An 18,677-nucleotide genomic window follows, 5' to 3' on the forward strand; every position below is an offset into this window, starting at 1 on the left:
ACCAATCACCGGGTCCCGGGATGCCGTGAGGTCGCTCGACCGGTCGTGCACCTGGTCGGACCCACGTGCACGGAGCGGCCGGTCGGCACTCCGGAGCGCAGGTGGCACGATCCTACCGCCGGTCAGCAGCTCGGTCAGGTCAGGGCTGCGCTGACCGACGATCCGGCCAGATCGGCGTCCGTCCGCGGGGCGCGGCTCCGCGCGTCGAGGTGCGCACCGGCGAGCAGCTCGAGCGCGGCGCGGTGCTGGTTGAACGTGTACACGTGCAGACCCGGGGCCCCGGCCTGCAGCACGGCCTCAGCGAGCTCGACGCCCATCGCCGTTCCCGCGGCCCGCCGCCGCAGCTCATCGGTCTCGGCGTCGAGCCGGGCGAGGATCGACGCCGGGACGGGCACACCGCTGATCTCCTGCAGGCGCCTCAGGCGGGCCGGGTCGTTCAGCGGGACGATGCCCGGCAGCAGCGGGATCGTGACACCGGCGGCGCGCGCGACGCCGGTGTACCGCGTGTAGTCCTCGGGATCGAAGAAGACCTGCGTGATCGCGTAGTCGGCGCCTCCCGCCTGCTTGGCGAGCAGCGCCTGCAGGTCGCCGCACAGCTCGTCGCCGGGAAGCGTCCCGGGCGGGACCGCTGCCGGCGTCGCGGCGACACCGATGCTCAGCGCCGCGCCCTCGGACGCCGGCTCGATCTCACGCAGCAGGCTGACGAGCTCGCTCGCCCGCTCCAGGCCGTCCGGGTGGGGCTGCCAGTCGGTGGCGCCCGCCGGGGGGTCGCCGCGCAGCGCGAGGAAGTCCCGGACGCCGTCGGCGAGCAGCCCGGCTGCGATGCCCTGCACCTCGGGCCGCGGTGCGCCGATGCAGGTCAGGTGCGCCACGGCAGGTGCTGACGTGTGGGCGAGGATCCACTGCACGACGGCACGCGAGGTCTCCCGGGACGAGCCGGAGGCACCGTAGGTGACCGAGAAGAAGTCCGGCGTCGCCTCGGCGAGCCGCGCGATGGTCGACCACAGGGTCTCGTTCGCGGCCGGTGTGCGCGGCGGATAGAGCTCGAAGGAGACCGTCGGACCGAGCGCGACGGCGTCCTGCAGCCGCGCGGCGACACCCGACGGGCGTCGGGCGGGGGCTGGCACGTCGTTCATCGGGCTCCATCGGCTCTGGCGTGAGCACCCGCACCCTGCGACCGGGGGGTTGCTGCGGCGTCGTCGAGCCAGATCTCTCGGCCGCTCGTGATGGGTCGCCTCACTGTAGAGCCTCGCGCGGCGAGATCCCAAGACGATCATCCCCAGGGGCGGGACATCTCGTCTCGCAGGTCGGGCGACCGGCGCCTCGCACCGCCCGACCCGTCAACCGGTGAAGACCGCCCGCAGGTCCGGCCAGCGCTCGGCGCGGCAGTAGACCGGCACGACGTCGCGCGGGACGTCGCGCTCGACCGTCCGGCCGCCGTCGTGCACGTCACCGGTCCACACGTCGACCCAGCTCCCCGCGGGCAGGTAGGTGCTCCAGGTCGTCGCGGCCGGCTGCGTCACCGGGTGCACGAGCAGGTCGTCGCCGAGGAGGAACTCGCCCGGCCGGTCCCACCCGGCCGGGTCGTCCGGCCAGTCGAAGAACAGCGCACGCATCAGCGGGCGATCGGTCGCGATGGTCGCTCGCGCCTGCTCGGCCAGGTACGGCACGAGCCGCTCGCGAAGCTCGGCGTACCGACGGAAGACCTCGACGACGTCGGGGTCGTCGTTGACCTCGGCGACGAACCACGGCGTCCGGTCCCGCAGCGGCCGGCGGTGGTGGTTGAACTCCGAGTGGTACTGCATGACCGGCATGAAGGTCGCCGCCGCGGCCGCGCGCAGGTAGAGCTCGGCGTCGGGCACCGGCCCGGAGAACCCGGCGAGGTCCCAGCCCCAGTACACGATCCCGCACGCCGACGCCGTGATGCCCGCGGTCACCGAGTGCCCGAAGGCCTCCCAGGTCGAGTCCTCGTCGCCGGCCCAGAACAGCCCGTGCGCCTGGGAGCCCGTGAAGCCGGCGCGCGAGAACGTCACCGGGGCCTTGCCGGCCGAGCGCAGGAGGTCCCCGAACGCCCGTGCGTAGTGGACGGGGTAGCGGTTGTTGCCGTCGTCGCCGCGGGAGCCGTCGCCGTGGCGCAGGTCGTGGCCCCAGGCGTGCTCACCGCCGTCGGTCTTGAAGCCGTCGACGTCGAGGTCCTCGACGAGGTAGCGCCGCTTGGCCGTCCACCAGTCCCGGCTCCGCTGGGTCGACAGGTCGGCCATCAGCGCCTGCGGGAACCACCAGCCGCGGTTGTGGTACGGCGAGCCGTCGGCCTCGAGCACCGCGTGGCCACCGGTCACCATGGCCCGCGCGTCGACGAGCACCTGGCTGTCGGCGACGACGTCCGGGCCCAGGTCGAACTCCGTCTTCTGCAGCGGGATCTGCCAGAGGATCACCTTGATCCCTCGGCGGTGCAGCTCGTCGATCATCGCCCTCGGGTCCGGCCAGGCGCCGTCGGGCGGGTAGGTGAAGTCCGCCGCCTGGTGCGCGGCACCGTCGGGTGTCACCGCATAGCGCGCATCGCGGAAGACGGTGATCCCGTGCTCGTCGCTCCATGCCTCGATCACGACGGCGCCGACCGGGATCCCCAGGTCGCGGTGGCTGTCCATCTGCTCGGTCACGATCGACTGCGTGTTCCACTCGTTGCCCGAGGCCCACAGCCGGAAGACCCACGCGGGCAGCTCCTCGGCCCGCCCGACCTCGTCGCCGAAGGCCCGCAGGACCTCGTGCGGGGCGCCCCGGTAGAGGCCGACGTCCAGGGCCTCGTCCGGCGCGCCGCCGAGCTCGGCCTCGACGACGAGCCGGTCCGGCTGCGACGCGCCGACGTCGAACCAGGTCCGCCGCGCGGTCCGCACGTGCAGCCCCCAGCCCCGGCCGCCGACGACGTGCGCGAACGGCATCGGCAGGTACGTGCGGCCGTGCTCGCCCTGGGACTTGTACTGCTCGAACACGACCGCGTCGAGGCGCCGTCCGCGCTGGTCGACGGCGTCGAAGCGCTCGCCGAACCCGACGACGTGCTCCCGCGGTGCCAGGCGCAGCGCGAAGCGCACCCGTGCGACGCCGTCGGGCGTCCGCAGCCACTGCACGCTGCCCGGGACGAGGAGCTCGTGCGCCGGCTCGCCGTCGACGGTCAGCCGCCCACCCTCGGTGCCCCAGGTGCCCGCGGCCACGTCGTACCAGGGCGTGGTGTGCTCCGCACCGGCCGCCGTCCGTGCGACGAACCGGTAGCTGTAGGTCACGTCGGCCGTCAGCGGCGGGCTCGTCACCGACCAGGCACCGTCGGCCGCGAGCTGCGCCGCCTGCGCCTCGGCCAGGTGGCCCTCGCCACCGGCGAGCGCTGCGGCGTCGGTGGCCGAGGTGGTCGCCGGGCGCATCGGCAGCGACGTCGCCGCGCCCGCCGGGTCCTGCCACTGGCAGGTCACCTCGGTGACGTCCGGTGCGGCCACGACACCGAGCCGGACGGATCGGCCCGCCTCGGGCAGCACCGGGACCCGCTGGTCCGCGGACGTCGCGTAGGGGTGCTCGATGCCGTACGGGCGGTGCCGCACGACCGGGCCGGACGGGCCGGACGGGCCGGACGGGCCGGACGGCTCGGGTGCGGCGGGGGTGGCGGTCATCGGTCGGAGCCTTCCGGGAGGAGGCCGAGCTCGTCGGCGAGGATCAGGAACATGCCGTGCGACCACAGCAGGGGCGAGGCGACCTCACCCCAGCGCTCGATCCACTCGGCGCGGTGCTCGGGGTGCAGCAGGTGGTCGGCGACCTGCTCGGGCAGGTACCCCTCGGCATCGGCCCGGTCGGCGACCCACAGCAGGTTCCGCAGGGCGGCCTCGCGGTCCCCCGCGACGGCGCGGTTCCAGCCGAGCAGGCAGGCGAGGAGCAACCACTGGCCGCCACCGTAGAAGACGTCGGCGCGGAACCGGTGCACCCCGCCGTCGACCTCCAGGTCCCGCGCGACGGCGTCGACTGTCGCCTCGGCCAGGGCCGAGCCCGGGTCGAGCACGCCGAACGGGACGACGCAGGCGAGGAGCGACGCGTCGACCGCGTCGGACCCGAGCCACTTGGCCAGGTGCCGGGCACCGCGGTCACCGGCGCGCCCGCTGGTCGTGCCCGTCAGCAGGATCCGGTCCCGGGCTGCGTGCGCAGCACCCGTCGCGGCGATGGTCCGTGCGTCGTCGAGGACCTGCGCGTCGACGACGGCCATCAGGCCCGCGTGGATCGCACCGAGGGTCGAGACGTGCTGCTCCTCGACGTGCTCCTCCCACCAGTCGTAGCAGGGCAGGTCCCAGAAGGTCACCAGGTAGTCGACCGCGACGGTGATGCCGGCGAGCCACCGGGTCAGCGGCACACCGTGCCGACGGGCGTGGGCCACGACGGCCCACAACCACAGGCCGTACCCGTCGGTCTGGAAGTCCCACCAGGGATCCGAGCCGTTGGCACCGTCGAAGGTGAAGCGCGTCGGCAGCATCGCGGCCAGCGGCACGTCGCGCCCGTCGGCCGTTGCGGTGCGCAGCGCCGCGACCTCCGCCGCACGTGCGCCCAGGACCCGGGCGACCCAGTCGTGGAAGCGGTCGGCCGAGTCGACGTCGCGGTAGCGGGAGATGCCCTCTGCCGTGAAGGCACCGTCCCGCAGCCACGCGTAGCCGCGGTAGGCGGAGAAGGTCGGCGAGGCGGGGTAGGCGCCGCCCGGGTCCTGGAGCCCGGTGATCACGGCGTGGCTGCGCCGGGCGAGGTCGGCCAGCCGTGCGACGTCGACGGTGGTCAGGGAGGTGTCGGTCATGGCTCGCAGTCCTGGCAGGCGCAGGGCGCCGGTGGTGGTGCACGGGTGGGACGGGGCGGACGAGCGGCAGGGCGCTGCAGGGTGCGGCAGGGCGCGGCGGGCGGGACGGTCGATCGGGGTCGGCCGTCCCACCCGCCGTCGGGTCAGCCGAGGAGGGCGTTGACCCGGTCCTGCGCGTCGTTCAGCGCCTGCTCGACCGGCTTGCGACCGGCAGCAGCGTTGCCGAGCTCTTCGCTCACGATGTCCTGCATCTCCTGCTGGGACTCGATCACCGGCGGCAGCACGACGGCGTCCAGGGAGTCGAACACGGCCTGGCGGTTGGCCGGCGGCGTGACGTCGAGGTAGGCCGCGACCTTGGACTCGTCGGCGACCGGCGGGAGCTCCCACGAGGTGTCGAGGCGGGTCTGGACCATCTCGTCGGACGAGGTCAGGAACTCGACCCACTGCTGGGCTGCGTCCTTCACCTCGCTCGTCGCGGAGACGACGACACCGTTGGTGAACATCGCCGACGCCTTGGTCGTGCTGCCCGGCTCGACGGCGATGTCCCAGTCCAGACCCTCGACGGCGCCGACGCCGCCGAACATCCAGATGCCGGTGTGCCACATGGCGAGCTTGCCGTCCATGAACAGGGTCGAGTCGAAGTCCGGGCTGCCCGCACCGTCGGCCTCGGTCGGCATCGTGGTGCCGGACTTGCCGACCAGCCAGGTCGCCGCCGCCACACCCTCCGGCCCGGCGAAGGTCGCCTCGGTCTTGTCCGCGTTGAAGAACTCACCGCCGGCCTGGGCCAGGGTCTTGTAGAACTCGTGGAAGGAGATCGGCTGGTAGTCGCCCCAGACACCGGCGGCGGTGTCGGTCAGCGCCTCGGCCGCGGCCTTCTCCTCGGCCCAGGTCCAGTCGGCGGTGGGGGCCTCGACCCCGGCGGCCTCGAAGAGTCCGGCGTTGTAGAAGAGCACCACGTTGGAGAAGGACTCGGGCAGCCCGAACTGCGTGCCGTCGAGGGTGAACGCGTCGAGCAGCGACTCCTTGTACGCCGCGCCGTCCACGCCCTCGAGCTCGGCGAGCGCACCGTTGGTCGCGTAGGTCACGAAGTTCTCGTAGTTGAGCTCGAAGGCGTCCGCGACGGTCCCGCCGGCGACGGCCGTCTGCAGCGCCGTGAAGTAGTCGGCGTACGGCAGGGTCTCGACCTCGACGACGACGTCCGGGTTGGCGTCCTGGAAGGCCGTGACCAGCGCGTCGAGATCAGCCTCGTGACCGTCGTTGGCCGAGAAGTTCAGGTACCGGACGGTGACCGGCTCCTGCGCCCCGTCGGTCGCACCGGCCGCGGGTGCCGGGTCGCTGTTGGTCGCGGAGCCCTGGGTGCACGCGGTGAGCGTCAGCGCGAGCGCAGCCGCCGTGGCGAGGGTGGCGACCGCCCGCGAGCGGCGATGGGTCATGCTGCGGTGCATGGTGTCTTCCTTTCGTGGCGGACGGCATCGGTGCCGGCCGGTCGGGGGACTGCGGGTCCGGGGTCGCCGGAGCGGCCCGTCGGCGTGCGGGTGGTGCGGTCGGAGGGTTCGGGTGCCGGGCTACTTGATCCCGGTGTGTGCCATGCCGGCGATGATGTGGCGTTGGGCGACGAGATAGACGAGGGCGATCGGCACGATCGAGACGACCGAGCCGGCCATCACGACGTTCCACTCGGTGGTGAACTGACCCTGGAGCGTCGCGAGCCCGAGCGGCAGGGTCATCAGCTCCGACGAGCGGATCGCGACGAGCGGCCACAGGAAGCTGTTCCAGCTGCCCATGAAGGCGAACACCGCGAGGGTCGCCAGTGCGGGTCGCACGAGCGGCAGCACGATCAGGCCGAAGATCCGCAGGTGACCTGCGCCGTCGATCGTCGCGGCCTCGTCGAGCTCTACCGGGACACCCTCGACCGCCTGCTTGAGCAGGAAGATCCCGAACGCCGAGGCGATCGACGGTGCCAGCAGGGCGAAGTACGTGTCGTGCAGGTCGAAGATCGTCATCTCGATGAACAACGGGACGACCAGCACCTGCAGCGGGATCATCAGGGTCGCCAGGTAGAGACCGAAGATCACGTTCTTGCCCCGGAAGCGCATCCGGCCGAAGGCATAGGCCGCCGTGGCGCCGGTGACGAGCTGGAACAGGGTCGAGGCGATCGCCACACCGAACGAGTTCACGACGATCCGCCACATCGGCATCGCGTCGAACAGCGTGCGGTAGGCGTCCAGGGTCGGGTTCTCGACGACGAGCGTGGGGCCGCCGGCGAGCGACCCGCCCGGCGTGATCGAGGTGATCACCGTCCACAGGAACGGGAAGAGCATCGCGACAGCGCCGAGGACGACGCCTGCGTACAACGCCGTGCGGCGCAGGGTCCTAGGCATGGGTGACCCACCTCCGCTGCCCGCGCAGCTGCACGGCGGTGATCGCAAGGATGACGGCGAACAGCAGCCAGGACAGTGCCGACGCCTGACCGGCCCGGCCGTACCGGAAGGTCAGGTCGTAGATCTGCCCGACGACGACCTGGCTCGAACCGGCCGGCCCTCCCCCGGTCATCACGTAGACCTGGTCGAAGACCTGGAAGCCGTTGACGAGCGAGATGACCAGGACGAAGAAGGTCGACGGCGAGAGCAGCGGGAGCGTGATCAGCCGGAACCGCTGCCACGCGTTGGCCCCGTCGACCCGGGCGGCCTCCTGGATCTCGGCCGGGATCGACTGCAGACCGGCGAGCAGGATCACCATGACGAAGCCGAGGTCCTTCCAGGCCGAGGCGAGGATGACGGACGGCATCGCCCAGGTCGGGTCGGTCCACCATCCGGGCTGGGGCAGGTGCAGGACGCCGAGGACCTCGTTGACCAGGCCGTTGCGCGGGTTGAGCAGCCACTGCCAGACCAGGGCGACCACGACCCAGCTCGTGACGACCGGCAGGAAGTAGGCGGCGCGGAACAGGCTGCGACCGCGCAACGCCTGGTTGAGCACCATCGCGAGCGCGAGGCCACCGACGTACACCAGGGGCAGGTAGCCCACGATGTACAGCAGCGTGTGGCCGAAGACGCGCCGGGTGGCCGGGTCCGCGATCAGCGTCGTGTAGTTGTCGAGCCCGACCCACTCCATCGCGGAGATCAGGTTCCAGCGGTGCAGGCTGACCCACAGCGAGCCGATCATCGGGGCGAGGGTGAAGGCGACCAGCGGGATCGCGCTGGGCAGCAGGAACGCGGTGACCCAGGCGGCGTTCTTCCGGCCGCGCCGGCGAGCCACGCCGGCTCTCGGCGTCCGACGGGCGAGGTCGGTCGACGCACGCATCGGGAGGCTCACGACGGCAGGTGGCTGGGTCATGGTCATCGCCCGGGTCCGTTCGACGTCCGGCCCGCTCCGGCATGCAGCCGCTCACGGACCAGACGTCCTTGGTCACCGGCCGTGTCGGTGGCGTCGAACGGCGTGGCGAGCACCAGCGCGGCGGCACCGAGGGCCCACTTGTCCTCGGCCCACGGCTCGATCACGAACGGGATGCCACGCCGGGCCGGCAGGAGGTGGCCGCGGAAGGACGGCTCGAAACCCGGCTCCCAGTGCTGCCACGCGTCGATGCCCTCACCGAGCAGGACGATCACCTCGGGGTCGACGGTGTGCACGATCCCGGCCAGGGCGCGGCCGAGCAGCGCACCGGCCTCGCGGTAGATCTCGAGCGCGACGGCGTCGCCGCGGTCGGCGGCCTGGCGCAACCCGGCCGACGTGCCGCGCGGTCCGACGACCCCGCGCTCGAGGGCCGCGTGCAGCAGGGCGTCCTCGCCGACGTGCGCCTCGAGGCACCCGCGCGAGCCGCAGCCGCACAGCGGCCCGTCGAGGGTCATCGGCACGTGGCCGATCTCCCCTGCGCCGCCCGAGGCACCGCGGTAGACGGCACCGTCGACCACGATCCCGCAGCCGATGCCGCGGCCGATCGTCACCACGAGGTAGGAGCCGTGCTCGCGCCCCGTGCCGTAGAGCCGCTCGGCGACCGCGAGGGTGTTGACGTCGTTCTCGACCAGCACCGGGACGCCGAGCGCGGCGCGCAGGACTGCTCCGACGTGGGCGTCGGACCAGCCGAGGGTGGGTGCCTCGACGATGCCTGAGGCCTGCGAGTCGACCGACCCGGGGATGCCGACCCCGATGCCGAGCAGGTGACCGGCGTGGTCGTCCACCGCCGAGCCGAGGATGTGCCCGAGGGCGTCGAGGGCATCGGGTGCGCTCGGGTTGAACGGGTGGGAGGTCGAGCTCCGGACGGTGCCGTCGAGGTCGACGTCGACGATCGCGACGTGGTCGGCCGTGACCTTGGCGCCGAGCACCCCGCCGGCCGAGCGGACCAGGCCGAGCAGCCGGCCGGGGCGGCCACCCTGCGACGGGGCGTGCTCGAGCTCCATCACCAGGCCGCGGGCGATGAGGTCCCTGGTGAGCTGGGTGACCGTCGCCGGGCTGACGTCGAGGGCGCGGGCCACGTCGGCCCGGGAGGTCGGGCCACGCGTGCCGAGCAGCCCGAGGATCGCCGACGGGACGAGGTCGCCGCGGGCTGCTGGGCGGGGTGCGCCAGACATCGAACTCCTTTGTTCAGCACTTTATTTAGTCCCAAAGTAACTGCAAGGTCCGACGACGTCAAGCCCCCACGGCCCAGCTGTCGGACCGGTGACTCCTGGCCGGCAAGCACGGATCTGACGGCGGGCAGGGGGCGGGCTCCCAGGTGACTCCCAGGCGGAGCACGTAGAGTCTGCTGCGGTCCGCCCTCGCGGACGGGTCGCCGGTGCGCCGAGCGCATGACGGTGACGACCGACGATGAAGGACTGACACGTGCGCCGACTGGCTGCTGCACTTCTCGCTACGACGCTGCTGCTCACCGGGTGCAGTGGCGGCTCCGACACCCCCGATGCGCCGGACGCCTCGCAGGCCCCGGCGACGAACGCCTTCGACGGCGTCACTGTCGAGGGCGACCTCGGCGCCGCGCCCACCGTCACGTTCGACCAGCCGTTCAGCGTGGACGAGGCGGTCGCCCAGGTCGAGACCGAGGGGACCGGCGAGACGCTCGCCGCCGGCCAGCAGCTCAAGATCGACTACATCGCCCTCTCGGGCGACGACGGGACCCCGCTCGGCTCGACCTGGGAGCTCGGCGCGCCCGACACGCTGTCCCTGGGCGACGAGACGATCCTGCCGGCCCTGACCGACGTCCTGCTCGGCCAGAAGATCGGCGTCCGCGTGCTCTTCGCCGCACCCGGCGGCGAGGCCGTGGCGGCCACCGACACCGCGCCCGCGACCGAGGCCTACCCCGCGACGCTCATGGTCATCGAGGTCGTCGGCGTCGCCCCCGGGCGTGCGGAGGGTGCGGCGGTCGAGCCGCCCGCCGGCCTGCCGACGGTGACGCTCGCCGAGAACGGCGAGCCCGAGATCGAGGTCCCGGCCGACGCCGTGGAGCCCACCGAGCTCGTCGTCCAGCCGCTCATCAAGGGCGACGGGGCTGCGATCGCCACGGGCGACGCCGTCACCGTCCACTACAAGGGCTGGCTGTGGGACGGCACGCTCTTCGACTCCTCATGGAACGGACAGCCGTTCCCGACCCCCATCGGCTCCGGCCAGCTCATCGCCGGCTGGGACGAAGGACTCGTCGGCCAGACCGTCGGCAGCCAGGTGCTGCTCGTGGTCCCGGCCGACAAGGGCTACGGCGCGGAGGGGAACGACACGATCCCGCCGAACGCGACCCTCATCTTCGTGATCGACATCCTCGAGGCCGGCTGAGCCCTCCAGGGCAGCTGAGCCCTTCCAGGGCAGATCGACGCCGGCCGGGCGACCACCATCGTGTGGTCCCCGGCCGCGTCGTCACCGGTCGGGCATGCAGACGGACGACGTCGTGCCGCCGACGGTGGTCGTGAGGGACCACGTCCAGTCGTCGCCGAGGCCGGCGAGCGTGTCCAGGGGCAGCAGGACTCCGGTCGGGCCGCCGGTCAGCGGCGTACCGCGACCGGGCTGCACCTGGCCGTCGCGCATCACGTGGTCGATCAGGACGGCACCGGTGCCGTCCCGCCGCACGAAGGATGCGTGCAGGCCGACGTCCTGCGTGGGCAGCGTGCCGCTCCAGTCCCAGGTGACGCGGACGCCGGGTTCACCGATGCGGTACTGACGCTCCACACCGAGCCGACTCTCGGTCGCGGTGCCCGGGTTCACCTCGAGCCCGCCGGCCTGGAGGGTGAAGTCACCGCCGGTGGCCTGGGCGGAGGTGGCGCACGACGCGGTGATCGACACGTCGTCGACGGCGATCGACGAGCCTGCGGCGAACAGCACACCGATCAGGCACGAACCCGCGGCCAGGACGGTGGCCACCCGGCGCCACCCGGGGACGACCGGCGCCTCCCAGACCGGCAGCACGCCGCCGGCGGTCCGCGTGCGGAGGGTGTAGGTCAGCGGTCGGCGCGTCGCGAGAACGACGGTCCTGGCCAGGCTGTCCGCGACGGTCTGGCGTCGCGGGTGCCACAGGGGCCGCAGGTAGCCGAGGTAGAAGATCCCGTCGACGACGTGCGCGAGCAGGCGCCCGAGGGTGCGCAGCAGCCCGACCGGCCGCCGGTCGACCTCGCGCACCACGGCGATGCCGACGACGAGCTTGCCGGGGCTCGAGCCCAGGTAGGCCTGCATGAGGATGACGGCGGCAACCGTGGCGACGACCCAGCCGCTCTGCGTCCAGGTCGCTGCGCCCGGCCCGGCCGTCGGCGCGACGGCCGTGGGCACCAGGAGCGGCAGGGAGGTGGGCGCGGCGACGGGCTGGACGACGAAGGCCAGGTAGGTGACGCCGATCAACAGGGCCTGGTCGAGCAGCGCCGCGACGACCCGCAGCAGCCACGCGGCCTCGTGCCGCGCCGGGGGCAGCAGGTCCTGACCGGCGAGGACCACGGGAGCGCGGTCCACGGGAACGCGGACCACGGGAGCGCGGTCCAGGCGATCGTCTGCCGTCGATCCGCCCCCGTCGATCGTCACGCGGCCATCGTGTCGGAGAAGCGGTCGCCGCACCAGAGCCGCCCGCATGCCTCCCACCTGCCTCCCGCATGCCTCGTGGGGGCCCCGCACGCCTCTCGCGAGCCTCGCGTGAGGGCCCGAACGCCGGTCGCGGGACAACGCCGGTCCGTGGTTCTGTCCCCTGTGTCCCGTTGCGTCCGGGCCCGGCCTTCTCTTGACGGTCACATGATGAGACCGGTCCCATTCTTCCGTTGCCATGACTGTTTCTTGGTACGTACCGTCAGGTAGGGCACCGTTCACAGTCCGACCAGAGGGGGCGGACGGGCCGGCGACCGACGGCACCGCAACGACGCGGGTGCCGTGACCACGAGCCGGGGGACACGTCAGTGGCCCGCCCGCCTCGGAGGGCCCCTGCCATGCGCACCCACCTGTTCGACCCCGTCCGCTCGGCACTCTCCCGTCTGCGTCGCCCGTCGGCGCCTGATCGCCGACCCGCCGCACCCGACCCGGCGGCGCCCGTCGGCCCGGCCCGTTCCCTGCGGCGCCGACGCCGACGCCGCGCCGTCGCCGTGCTGGCCGCAGGCGCCCTGACCGCCGCAGGCCTCGCGGGCTCCGCCGCCCAGGCCGAGAACCGACAGGTCGGTGCGGGCAGCTACACCACCGACGTCGTCGGCCCGGCGCCGGAGGGCTGCGCCGCCCTGGCCACCGACCCACGGGCCTTCCTGACCGACGACGCACCGCTGGGCCCGGTCCCGACCAACGACTGGTGGTCGTCCCTGGTCCTCAAGAAGTGGAACTGCGCCACGAGCGAGCCGCTGCACGCCCACCCGGTGTCCTACCTGCCGAGCGCCGACGGCCTCGGGCTCGGCTACACGCGCGAGCCGACGATGTCCGGGACGCCCGGCGGGGTCGGCGAGTTCCACCACGCGTACGCCCGCGACCTGCTGGTCGGTGTCGACGGCCTGGATGCACCGGTCGTCGAGGTCGCCGACTGGAGCGACTGGACCGTCACGCCGTCCTGGAGCGACGGCACCCGCACCCTCGAGGCCACCATCGGCCACGGTCTGCCGTTCAGCTGGTACCGGATGACCGGCGGGGACGCCGTCCTGACCGGCGCCGCCGACCTGAGCGTCTGGCTCGACGACGGCGCCCGCATCGGCTTCACGTCGGGCGGCGCGGACTACGTCGCCTTCGCCCCCGCCGGTGCCGCCTGGACGACGTCGGGCACGACGCTCCGTTCCGACCTGGCCGGCGCCGGGTACCTGTCCGTGGCCGTCCTGCCGACCACGCCGCAGGACGACGACGCCGACCGCCGCGACCTGGCCGACGCGTACACGCCGTACGCGCACAACGAGGTGACCGGGACGCGCGCGGACTACGTCTACGACCAGTCGGCCGGCGTCGTGCGCACGACCTACTCGGTGCAGACCGAGGCACGCGGCGGCAGCGGCGGGGCCGGCGGGACCGTCGTGTCGCTCTACCCGCACCAGAGCCAGCACCTCGGCGACGTCGAGGGCGACATCGGGACCTCCGACCGGAGCTTCGCCTCACCGCGCGGTGCCATGACGACCCTGGTGGGCGCGACCTCGTTCACCACGGTGACCCCGTTCACCGGCGTCCTGCCGGAGATCCCGGCCGTCGCGACCGGCGTCGGTGCCGCCGAGGCCCGCCTGGACGCCCTGCTCGACGAGGTGGCACAGGACCCGATGGGCCCGCCGGGGAGCGACACGTACTGGACCGGCAAGGCCCTGGGTCGCGCGGCCCGGATCGCCGAGATCGCCGACCAGGTCGGCCGCGACGACGTCCGCGACACCGCGCTCACGCAGATCCGCAGCACCCTGACGGACTGGCTGACCGCCGACCCGGGTGAGACCGGACAGCTCTTCGCCTACAACGAGGCCTGGGGGACGCTGGTCGGCTTCCCCGCGTCCTACGGATCGGACAAGGAGCTCAACGACCACCACTTCCACTACGGCTACTTCATCACCGCGGCAGCGACCCTCGCCCGCTTCGACCCGGCGTGGGCCCAGTCCTACGGCGGCATGGTCGACCTGCTCATCCGGGACGCCAACGGCTACGACCGCGACGAGACCCGGTTCCCGTACCTGCGGGACTTCGACATCTACGCCGGCCACGACTGGGCCTCCGGGCACGGGGCGTTCGCGGCGGGCAACAACCAGGAGTCCAGCTCGGAAGGCATGAACTTCGCCGCCGCGCTCGTCCTGTGGGGCGAGGCGACCGGTGATCGCGATGTCCGGGACGCGGGCGCCTACCTGTACGCGACCCAGGCGGCCGCGATCCAGGCCTACTGGTTCGACGGCTCCGGGGCGATCCCGGACGGCTTCGGGCACTCGACCGTCGGCATGATCTGGGGCGACGGCGGCGCCTATGCCACCTGGTTCAGCGCCGAGCCGGAGATGATCCAGGGCATCAACACCCTGCCGATCACCGGCGGGCACCTGTACCTCGGGATCCGGCCGGACGACGTCCGCGCCAACTACGCCGAGCTGGTCACGGCCAACCACGGCAACCCGACGGTCTGGCAGGACATCGCGTGGTCGTACCTGGCCCTCGGCGACGGACCGGCGGCGCTCGCCGCTCTCGACGCCCAGCCGGGCTACCCGGTCGAGGAGGGCGAGTCCCGGGCGCACACGTACCACTGGGTGGCCAACCTCGCGGCCCTCGGCACCCTCGACACCACCGTCACGGCCGACCACCCGCTGGCCGCGGTGCTCACCCGCGACGGCGGACGCACCTACGTCGCCGCGAACGTCACGGCCGAGCCGCTCACGGTGACCTACTCGGACGGGACGACCCTGTCCGTGGCACCGGGGCAGACCGCGACCACCGGCGCGCACACCTGGAGCGGCGGATCAGGCACCGGGGGGCCGGGCGAGCCGACACCGACGCCGACGTCCACACCGACTCCGACCCCGACACCCGACCCGACGACCCCACCGACCGACGCGGCCTCCCCGCTGTACCTGAGCGCGGACGGCCTGTCGTCGGCGCCCGGCTCCGGGGTCGCGACCCTGCGGCCGACCAGCGGGCCGGACGCCGTCGGGGACCCGGCGACGGGCCGCTCGTTCGAGGTCGCCGACCTGGACGGGGCCTTCACCGGCGGGAAGACCGGCGTGGCGATCGGCCTGGACGCCGGGACGTCGGTCGGCAACGCGACCCGGCTGCGGGTCTCGTACGACCTGACCGGCGACGGCACGTGGGACCGGGTGGAGACCTACCGGTACTTCCCGACCGACCCCGTCGTGGGGTGGGAGGCGTACCGCGAGACCCAGGGTCTGACCTCGGCCGACGGCCTCCTGGCCGACCTCGACGGCGGGACCGTTCGGGTCGAGCTGTGGAACGTGATCGGCGCCGGCACCACCGACGTCGACCTGACCGGATCGGTGCTGCTGCTGCCCTACCGGTGACATCGCGCGGCCCCGCCGGCCGGTGAGGAGGAGTCACCGGCCGGCGGACCGTGCCTGCCCACGCACCCGCGCCGAGAGGCAGGGGCAGGTCAGGCGTTCTCGAGCACCTCGACGTCGAGGTGGAACTCGCCGCTGCGGGACTCCCCCGGGCTGAGCACGAAGACGCCGTGCCCGTCCACCCCTGCCGCCATCAGGTTGAAGCCGTCGTTCGCATGGGTCACGGGCTCGACGGCGAAGTACCGCTTGCGCCGCGGCACGTAGAAGACCGTGTGCGAGAACACGTCGTCGGCCCGGAGCGAGACCGCGACGCCCGACGCCGGCCACGTCAGCCGCACCGGCCGATCACCAAGCCGCCCGGTCAGGCAGACGTCGACGAACGGGCGGTCGAGCGGTCGCAGCCGGCGGTAGTCCGCGTGCGCGGGGAGCGGTCCCGGTGCCCCGACGGCCATCGCACGTTCGAGCGGGTAGCTCAGCTCGCACGGGACCTCGACCTGCACCTCGGAGACCTCGGGGTCGCGCACACCGCGCTGGAAGTACGGGTGGTGACCGAACCCGGCCGGGAACGCCTCGGTCGAGCTGTTGGCGAGCTCGGTGCGCACCGTGAAGCGCGCACCGTCCAGTGCGTAGGTGACCCGCGCGCTGAAGCCCCACGGGAAGTTGGCGCCGACCACGTCGGCCGAGCAGAAGACCAGGGTCACCGCGGTGTCGGACTGCTCGACGACCTGCCACGGGAACTCGTGCGCCGCGCCGTGCATCGCGGTGCCGTCCCCGGCGTTGCGGCGCAGCTGCCAGGTGCGGTCGCCGAACCGCAGCAGGCCGTCCCGCACCCGGTTGGAGAACGGGACGAGCACGTAGCTCGAGCACTGCGCATACCGCCGCAGGCATGCCGTGCGGGTGGGTCGCAGGACGTCGTGCCAGCGACCGTCCGCGAGCCTGGTCCGCCCGAACGCGAGCGACGCGCCGGTCCCCGGCAGGACACCGATCTGCCAGTGGTCGTTGGCGATGACGAGCACCGACCTCAGCCCATCCGGACCGAGATGACCGAGCCGTCGTGCAGCAGCTCGACGGGAGCGACGGTCCCCGCAACCGGGACGCCGTCGACCTCGAGCGACACGACCCCACGGCTCACGTGGTGCGGGTTCGTGACCGAGATCGTCACGCGCGAGCCCCGGAACAGCCGCTCGACGTCGAAGCCGTCCCACCCCGTCGGCAGGCACGGGTCCACCTCGAGGCCGGCCAGGACCGGCCGGACACCGAGGATGTACTGCGTCACGCCGATGTACGTCCAGCTCGCGGTCCCGGTCAGCCACGGGTTGCGGGACTGGCCGAACCGGGGCGACGTCGGGCCGTGCGTGAACTGGGCGTACACGTACGGCTCGACCTGGCGCACCTCGGCGGAGTCGTTGTACCGGGCCGGCAGGTAGGAGCGGTAGTACTCGTAGGCGCGGTCACCGCGGCCCAGCATCGCCTCGGCGACGATCGTCCAGGAGTTCGCGTGGCAGAAGATGCCGCCGTTCTCCTTGTGGCCGACCGGGAAGACGAGCAGGGACAGCCCGATGCCCTCCATCGGCTTGGTGTGCGGCGGGTGGCACAGGGCCACGCCGTGCTCGCTGGCCAGGTGGGTGTGCACCGAGTCCATCGCGGTGTGCGCGCGCTCGTCCGACGTCGCGCCCGAGATCACCGCCCAGACGTTGGGCTCGAGGTAGATCTGCCCCTCGTCCGCCTGGTGCGAGCCGAGGGCCGCCCCGGTGGCCGAGATGCCGCGGATGAACCACTCGCCGTCCCATGCGGCGTCGATCGCGGGCTCGAGCGCCTCGAGCTGCGCGGTCGCCCACCCGGCCGCGGCGTCCCGGCCCGACTCCCGGGCGAGCTCGCGGGTCACCCGCAGACCGTTGGCCAGCAGGAACGTCGAGAACATCGACTCGCCGGTCGTGCCGAACTGGATGCAGTCGTTCCAGTCGGCAGCCAGCCCCTGGACGAGCCCGTTGCGGCCCAGGTGCGTCAGGGAGAAGGTCATCGCCTGCACCAGGTGGTCGAAGACGGTGGCCTCGCCGTGGTCGGCGTACGGCAGGACCTGGTCCAGGTAGCCCAGGTCGCCGGTCTCGTGCACGAAGTTGGCGACCGTGATCGGCAGCCACAGCGCGTCGTCGGACCGGTACGTCTCGAGCGGCGGCGTCGCCTCGTGACCCGGCCGGTGGGTCAGCGGCTTGACCAGGGGCATCGCCCCGCCCTCGGCCGTCTGGCCGGTCAGGATCAGGTCGAGCCGCTCCTGGACGGCGTCCGGGATCGCGTGCGTGACGGCGAGCATGTCCTGGACCGTGTCGCGGTAGCCGAGACCGTCCCGGTCGCCGGCCTCGACGAGGCTCACACCGCGCGACCAGTTGAACGTCATGTGCGTCTGGTAGGCGTGCCAGACGTTGACCATCGAGTCGAGCTCGGGGTCCGGGGTGCGCACCTGGAGCGGTGCCAGGTGCGCGGCCCACTCGGCCCGGATCGCCTCGAGCTCGGCGTCGACCCGCTCGGGTGTCGCGAAGTACGCCATCACGTCGCGGCCGGCCGGCATCGTGCCGTGCTCGTCGGACCACGGCGTGTTCGGTGCACCGATGCCGAGGCAGAAGATGACCTGCCTGGTCTGCCCCGGTGCCAGCTCGAGCCGGGTGTGCAGCGAGGCGCACGAGTTGTCCCCGACGGTCTGGCTGCCCGAGCACTCGCCGCGCTCGACAGCGATCGGGTTGGCCTGGGTGCGGTACCCGCCGAGGAAGGCGTCCCGGTCGGTGTCGAAGCTCGTGACCTCCGCGCCGGCGACGCCGAACCACAGCTCGGAGAACGCGTCCCTCGTCGAGTTCAGTCGGTGGATCATGCCGTCGGCGTAGCTTGCCCGCACCACGTACTGGCTGTACTGCAGGTTCTCGAGGTCCTGGCGGTAGTTCCACTCGTTGGCCAGCTCGGCGTAGGAGAAGACCGAGATGGTCCGCGCGGTCGGCCCCGGGTTGGTGACCTTCAGGGACCAGTACTCGAAGGCCTGGCCGGCCGGGATGAAGCAGGTCATCTCCGAGCGGATCCCGGCGTACTCGGCCTCGAAGACGGAGTAGCCCAGCCCGTGCCGGACGGTCGACGTGTACTGGTCGAGCGGCTTGCCGACCGGCTGCCAGGAGGCGGACCAGTAGTCGCCCGCCGGGACCGGGCCCGCGCCGTCGTCGTCGCGCAGGTACAGGAAGCGGCCGGGCTCGTCGACCGGGACGCCGTTGAACCGCATGCGCAGCACCCGTCCGGTGCCACCCGAACGGTAGAACGAGTAGCCACCGGCGTTCTGCGTGATGATCCCGCCGTACAGGCGCGAACCGAGGTAGTTGATCCACGACCGTGGCGTGTCCGGCCGCGTGATGACGTACTCGCGGGCGGCATCGTCGAAGTGGCCGAAGCGCATCGTTACGGTCCTCTCACCGGACGGGGCCCGGTCTGTGGTCGTT

Annotated in this window: 12 protein-coding genes and 1 riboswitch; of the genes, 2 read left to right on the forward strand and 10 right to left on the reverse strand. The window is 72.7% G+C overall.

Going from position 1 to position 18,677, the window contains the following annotated elements:
• Nucleotides 1-134 precede the first annotated feature (134 nt).
• From K415_RS0105670 to K415_RS0105700, 7 genes are all read right to left on the reverse strand, one after another.
• A complete protein-coding gene (locus K415_RS0105670) occupies nucleotides 135-1,136 on the reverse strand; it encodes a methylenetetrahydrofolate reductase (protein ID WP_024286119.1) in 1,002 nt (333 codons plus the stop codon).
• A 3-nt stretch (nucleotides 1,137-1,139) separates the two neighbouring features.
• A riboswitch (SAM riboswitch) is annotated at nucleotides 1,140-1,233 on the reverse strand.
• A gap of 107 nt (nucleotides 1,234-1,340) precedes the next feature.
• Nucleotides 1,341-3,656, reverse strand: coding sequence for a TIM-barrel domain-containing protein (locus tag K415_RS0105675; protein WP_024286120.1), 2,316 nt, complete (start codon nucleotides 3,654-3,656; stop codon nucleotides 1,341-1,343).
• On the reverse strand, nucleotides 3,653-4,816 hold the full coding sequence (locus K415_RS0105680; RefSeq protein ID WP_024286121.1) for a glycoside hydrolase family 15 protein: 1,164 nt from the start codon (nucleotides 4,814-4,816) through the stop codon (nucleotides 3,653-3,655). The genes K415_RS0105675 and K415_RS0105680 overlap by 4 nt, the downstream gene beginning before the upstream one ends.
• Before the next feature lie 143 nt (nucleotides 4,817-4,959).
• Nucleotides 4,960-6,261: a sugar ABC transporter substrate-binding protein gene (locus K415_RS0105685; protein WP_197024677.1), complete on the reverse strand. Its 1,302-nt coding sequence runs from the start codon at nucleotides 6,259-6,261 to the stop codon at nucleotides 4,960-4,962.
• Nucleotides 6,262-6,381: 120 nt separating this feature from the next.
• On the reverse strand, nucleotides 6,382-7,197 hold the full coding sequence (locus K415_RS0105690; protein WP_024286123.1) for a carbohydrate ABC transporter permease: 816 nt from the start codon (nucleotides 7,195-7,197) through the stop codon (nucleotides 6,382-6,384).
• Nucleotides 7,190-8,155, reverse strand: coding sequence for a carbohydrate ABC transporter permease (locus tag K415_RS0105695; RefSeq protein ID WP_197024678.1), 966 nt, complete (start codon nucleotides 8,153-8,155; stop codon nucleotides 7,190-7,192). The genes K415_RS0105690 and K415_RS0105695 overlap by 8 nt, the downstream gene beginning before the upstream one ends.
• Nucleotides 8,152-9,381, reverse strand: coding sequence for an ROK family transcriptional regulator (locus K415_RS0105700; RefSeq protein ID WP_024286125.1), 1,230 nt, complete (start codon nucleotides 9,379-9,381; stop codon nucleotides 8,152-8,154). The genes K415_RS0105695 and K415_RS0105700 overlap by 4 nt, the downstream gene beginning before the upstream one ends.
• A gap of 250 nt (nucleotides 9,382-9,631) precedes the next feature.
• On the opposite strand from K415_RS0105700, the gene K415_RS0105705 reads away from it, so the two are divergent.
• The gene (locus tag K415_RS0105705) at nucleotides 9,632-10,570 is read left to right on the forward strand and encodes an FKBP-type peptidyl-prolyl cis-trans isomerase (protein ID WP_024286126.1); all 939 of its coding nucleotides are present in this window, start codon (nucleotides 9,632-9,634) and stop codon (nucleotides 10,568-10,570) included.
• A gap of 81 nt (nucleotides 10,571-10,651) precedes the next feature.
• On the opposite strand, the gene K415_RS22540 is transcribed toward K415_RS0105705, so the two are convergent.
• Entirely contained in the window at nucleotides 10,652-11,800 is a 1,149-nt protein-coding gene (locus K415_RS22540; RefSeq protein WP_024286127.1) for an RDD family protein, read from the reverse strand.
• A gap of 395 nt (nucleotides 11,801-12,195) precedes the next feature.
• On the opposite strand from K415_RS22540, the gene K415_RS0105715 reads away from it, so the two are divergent.
• Entirely contained in the window at nucleotides 12,196-15,207 is a 3,012-nt protein-coding gene (locus tag K415_RS0105715) for a glycosyl hydrolase (RefSeq protein ID WP_024286128.1), read from the forward strand.
• An 89-nt stretch (nucleotides 15,208-15,296) separates the two neighbouring features.
• On the opposite strand, the gene K415_RS0105720 is transcribed toward K415_RS0105715, so the two are convergent.
• Nucleotides 15,297-16,220, reverse strand: a complete 924-nt coding sequence (locus K415_RS0105720; protein WP_024286129.1) for an aldose 1-epimerase — start codon at nucleotides 16,218-16,220, stop codon at nucleotides 15,297-15,299.
• Between the two features lie 5 nt (nucleotides 16,221-16,225).
• Nucleotides 16,226-18,634, reverse strand: coding sequence for a GH36-type glycosyl hydrolase domain-containing protein (locus tag K415_RS0105725; protein ID WP_024286130.1), 2,409 nt, complete (start codon nucleotides 18,632-18,634; stop codon nucleotides 16,226-16,228).
• Nucleotides 18,635-18,677: the final 43 nt, after the last annotated feature.

The sequence above is a fragment of the Cellulomonas sp. KRMCY2 genome, from assembly GCF_000526515.1.
In the GTDB taxonomy this organism is placed as follows: domain Bacteria; phylum Actinomycetota; class Actinomycetes; order Actinomycetales; family Cellulomonadaceae; genus Actinotalea.

Bases quoted from the DNA above. Each gene is read 5' to 3' on its own strand.
- K415_RS0105670 (WP_024286119.1), bottom strand. From the start codon at position 1,136: ATGAACGACGTGCCAGCCCCCGCCCGACGCCCGTCGGGTGTCGCCGCG.
- K415_RS0105675 (WP_024286120.1), bottom strand. From the start codon at position 3,656: ATGACCGCCACCCCCGCCGCACCCGAGCCGTCCGGCCCGTCCGGCCCG.
- K415_RS0105680 (WP_024286121.1), bottom strand. From the start codon at position 4,816: ATGACCGACACCTCCCTGACCACCGTCGACGTCGCACGGCTGGCCGAC.
- K415_RS0105685 (WP_197024677.1), bottom strand. From the start codon at position 6,261: ATGCACCGCAGCATGACCCATCGCCGCTCGCGGGCGGTCGCCACCCTC.
- K415_RS0105690 (WP_024286123.1), bottom strand. From the start codon at position 7,197: ATGCCTAGGACCCTGCGCCGCACGGCGTTGTACGCAGGCGTCGTCCTC.
- K415_RS0105695 (WP_197024678.1), bottom strand. From the start codon at position 8,155: ATGACCATGACCCAGCCACCTGCCGTCGTGAGCCTCCCGATGCGTGCG.
- K415_RS0105700 (WP_024286125.1), bottom strand. From the start codon at position 9,381: ATGTCTGGCGCACCCCGCCCAGCAGCCCGCGGCGACCTCGTCCCGTCG.
- K415_RS0105715 (WP_024286128.1), top strand. From the start codon at position 12,196: ATGCGCACCCACCTGTTCGACCCCGTCCGCTCGGCACTCTCCCGTCTG.
- K415_RS0105725 (WP_024286130.1), bottom strand. From the start codon at position 18,634: ATGCGCTTCGGCCACTTCGACGATGCCGCCCGCGAGTACGTCATCACG.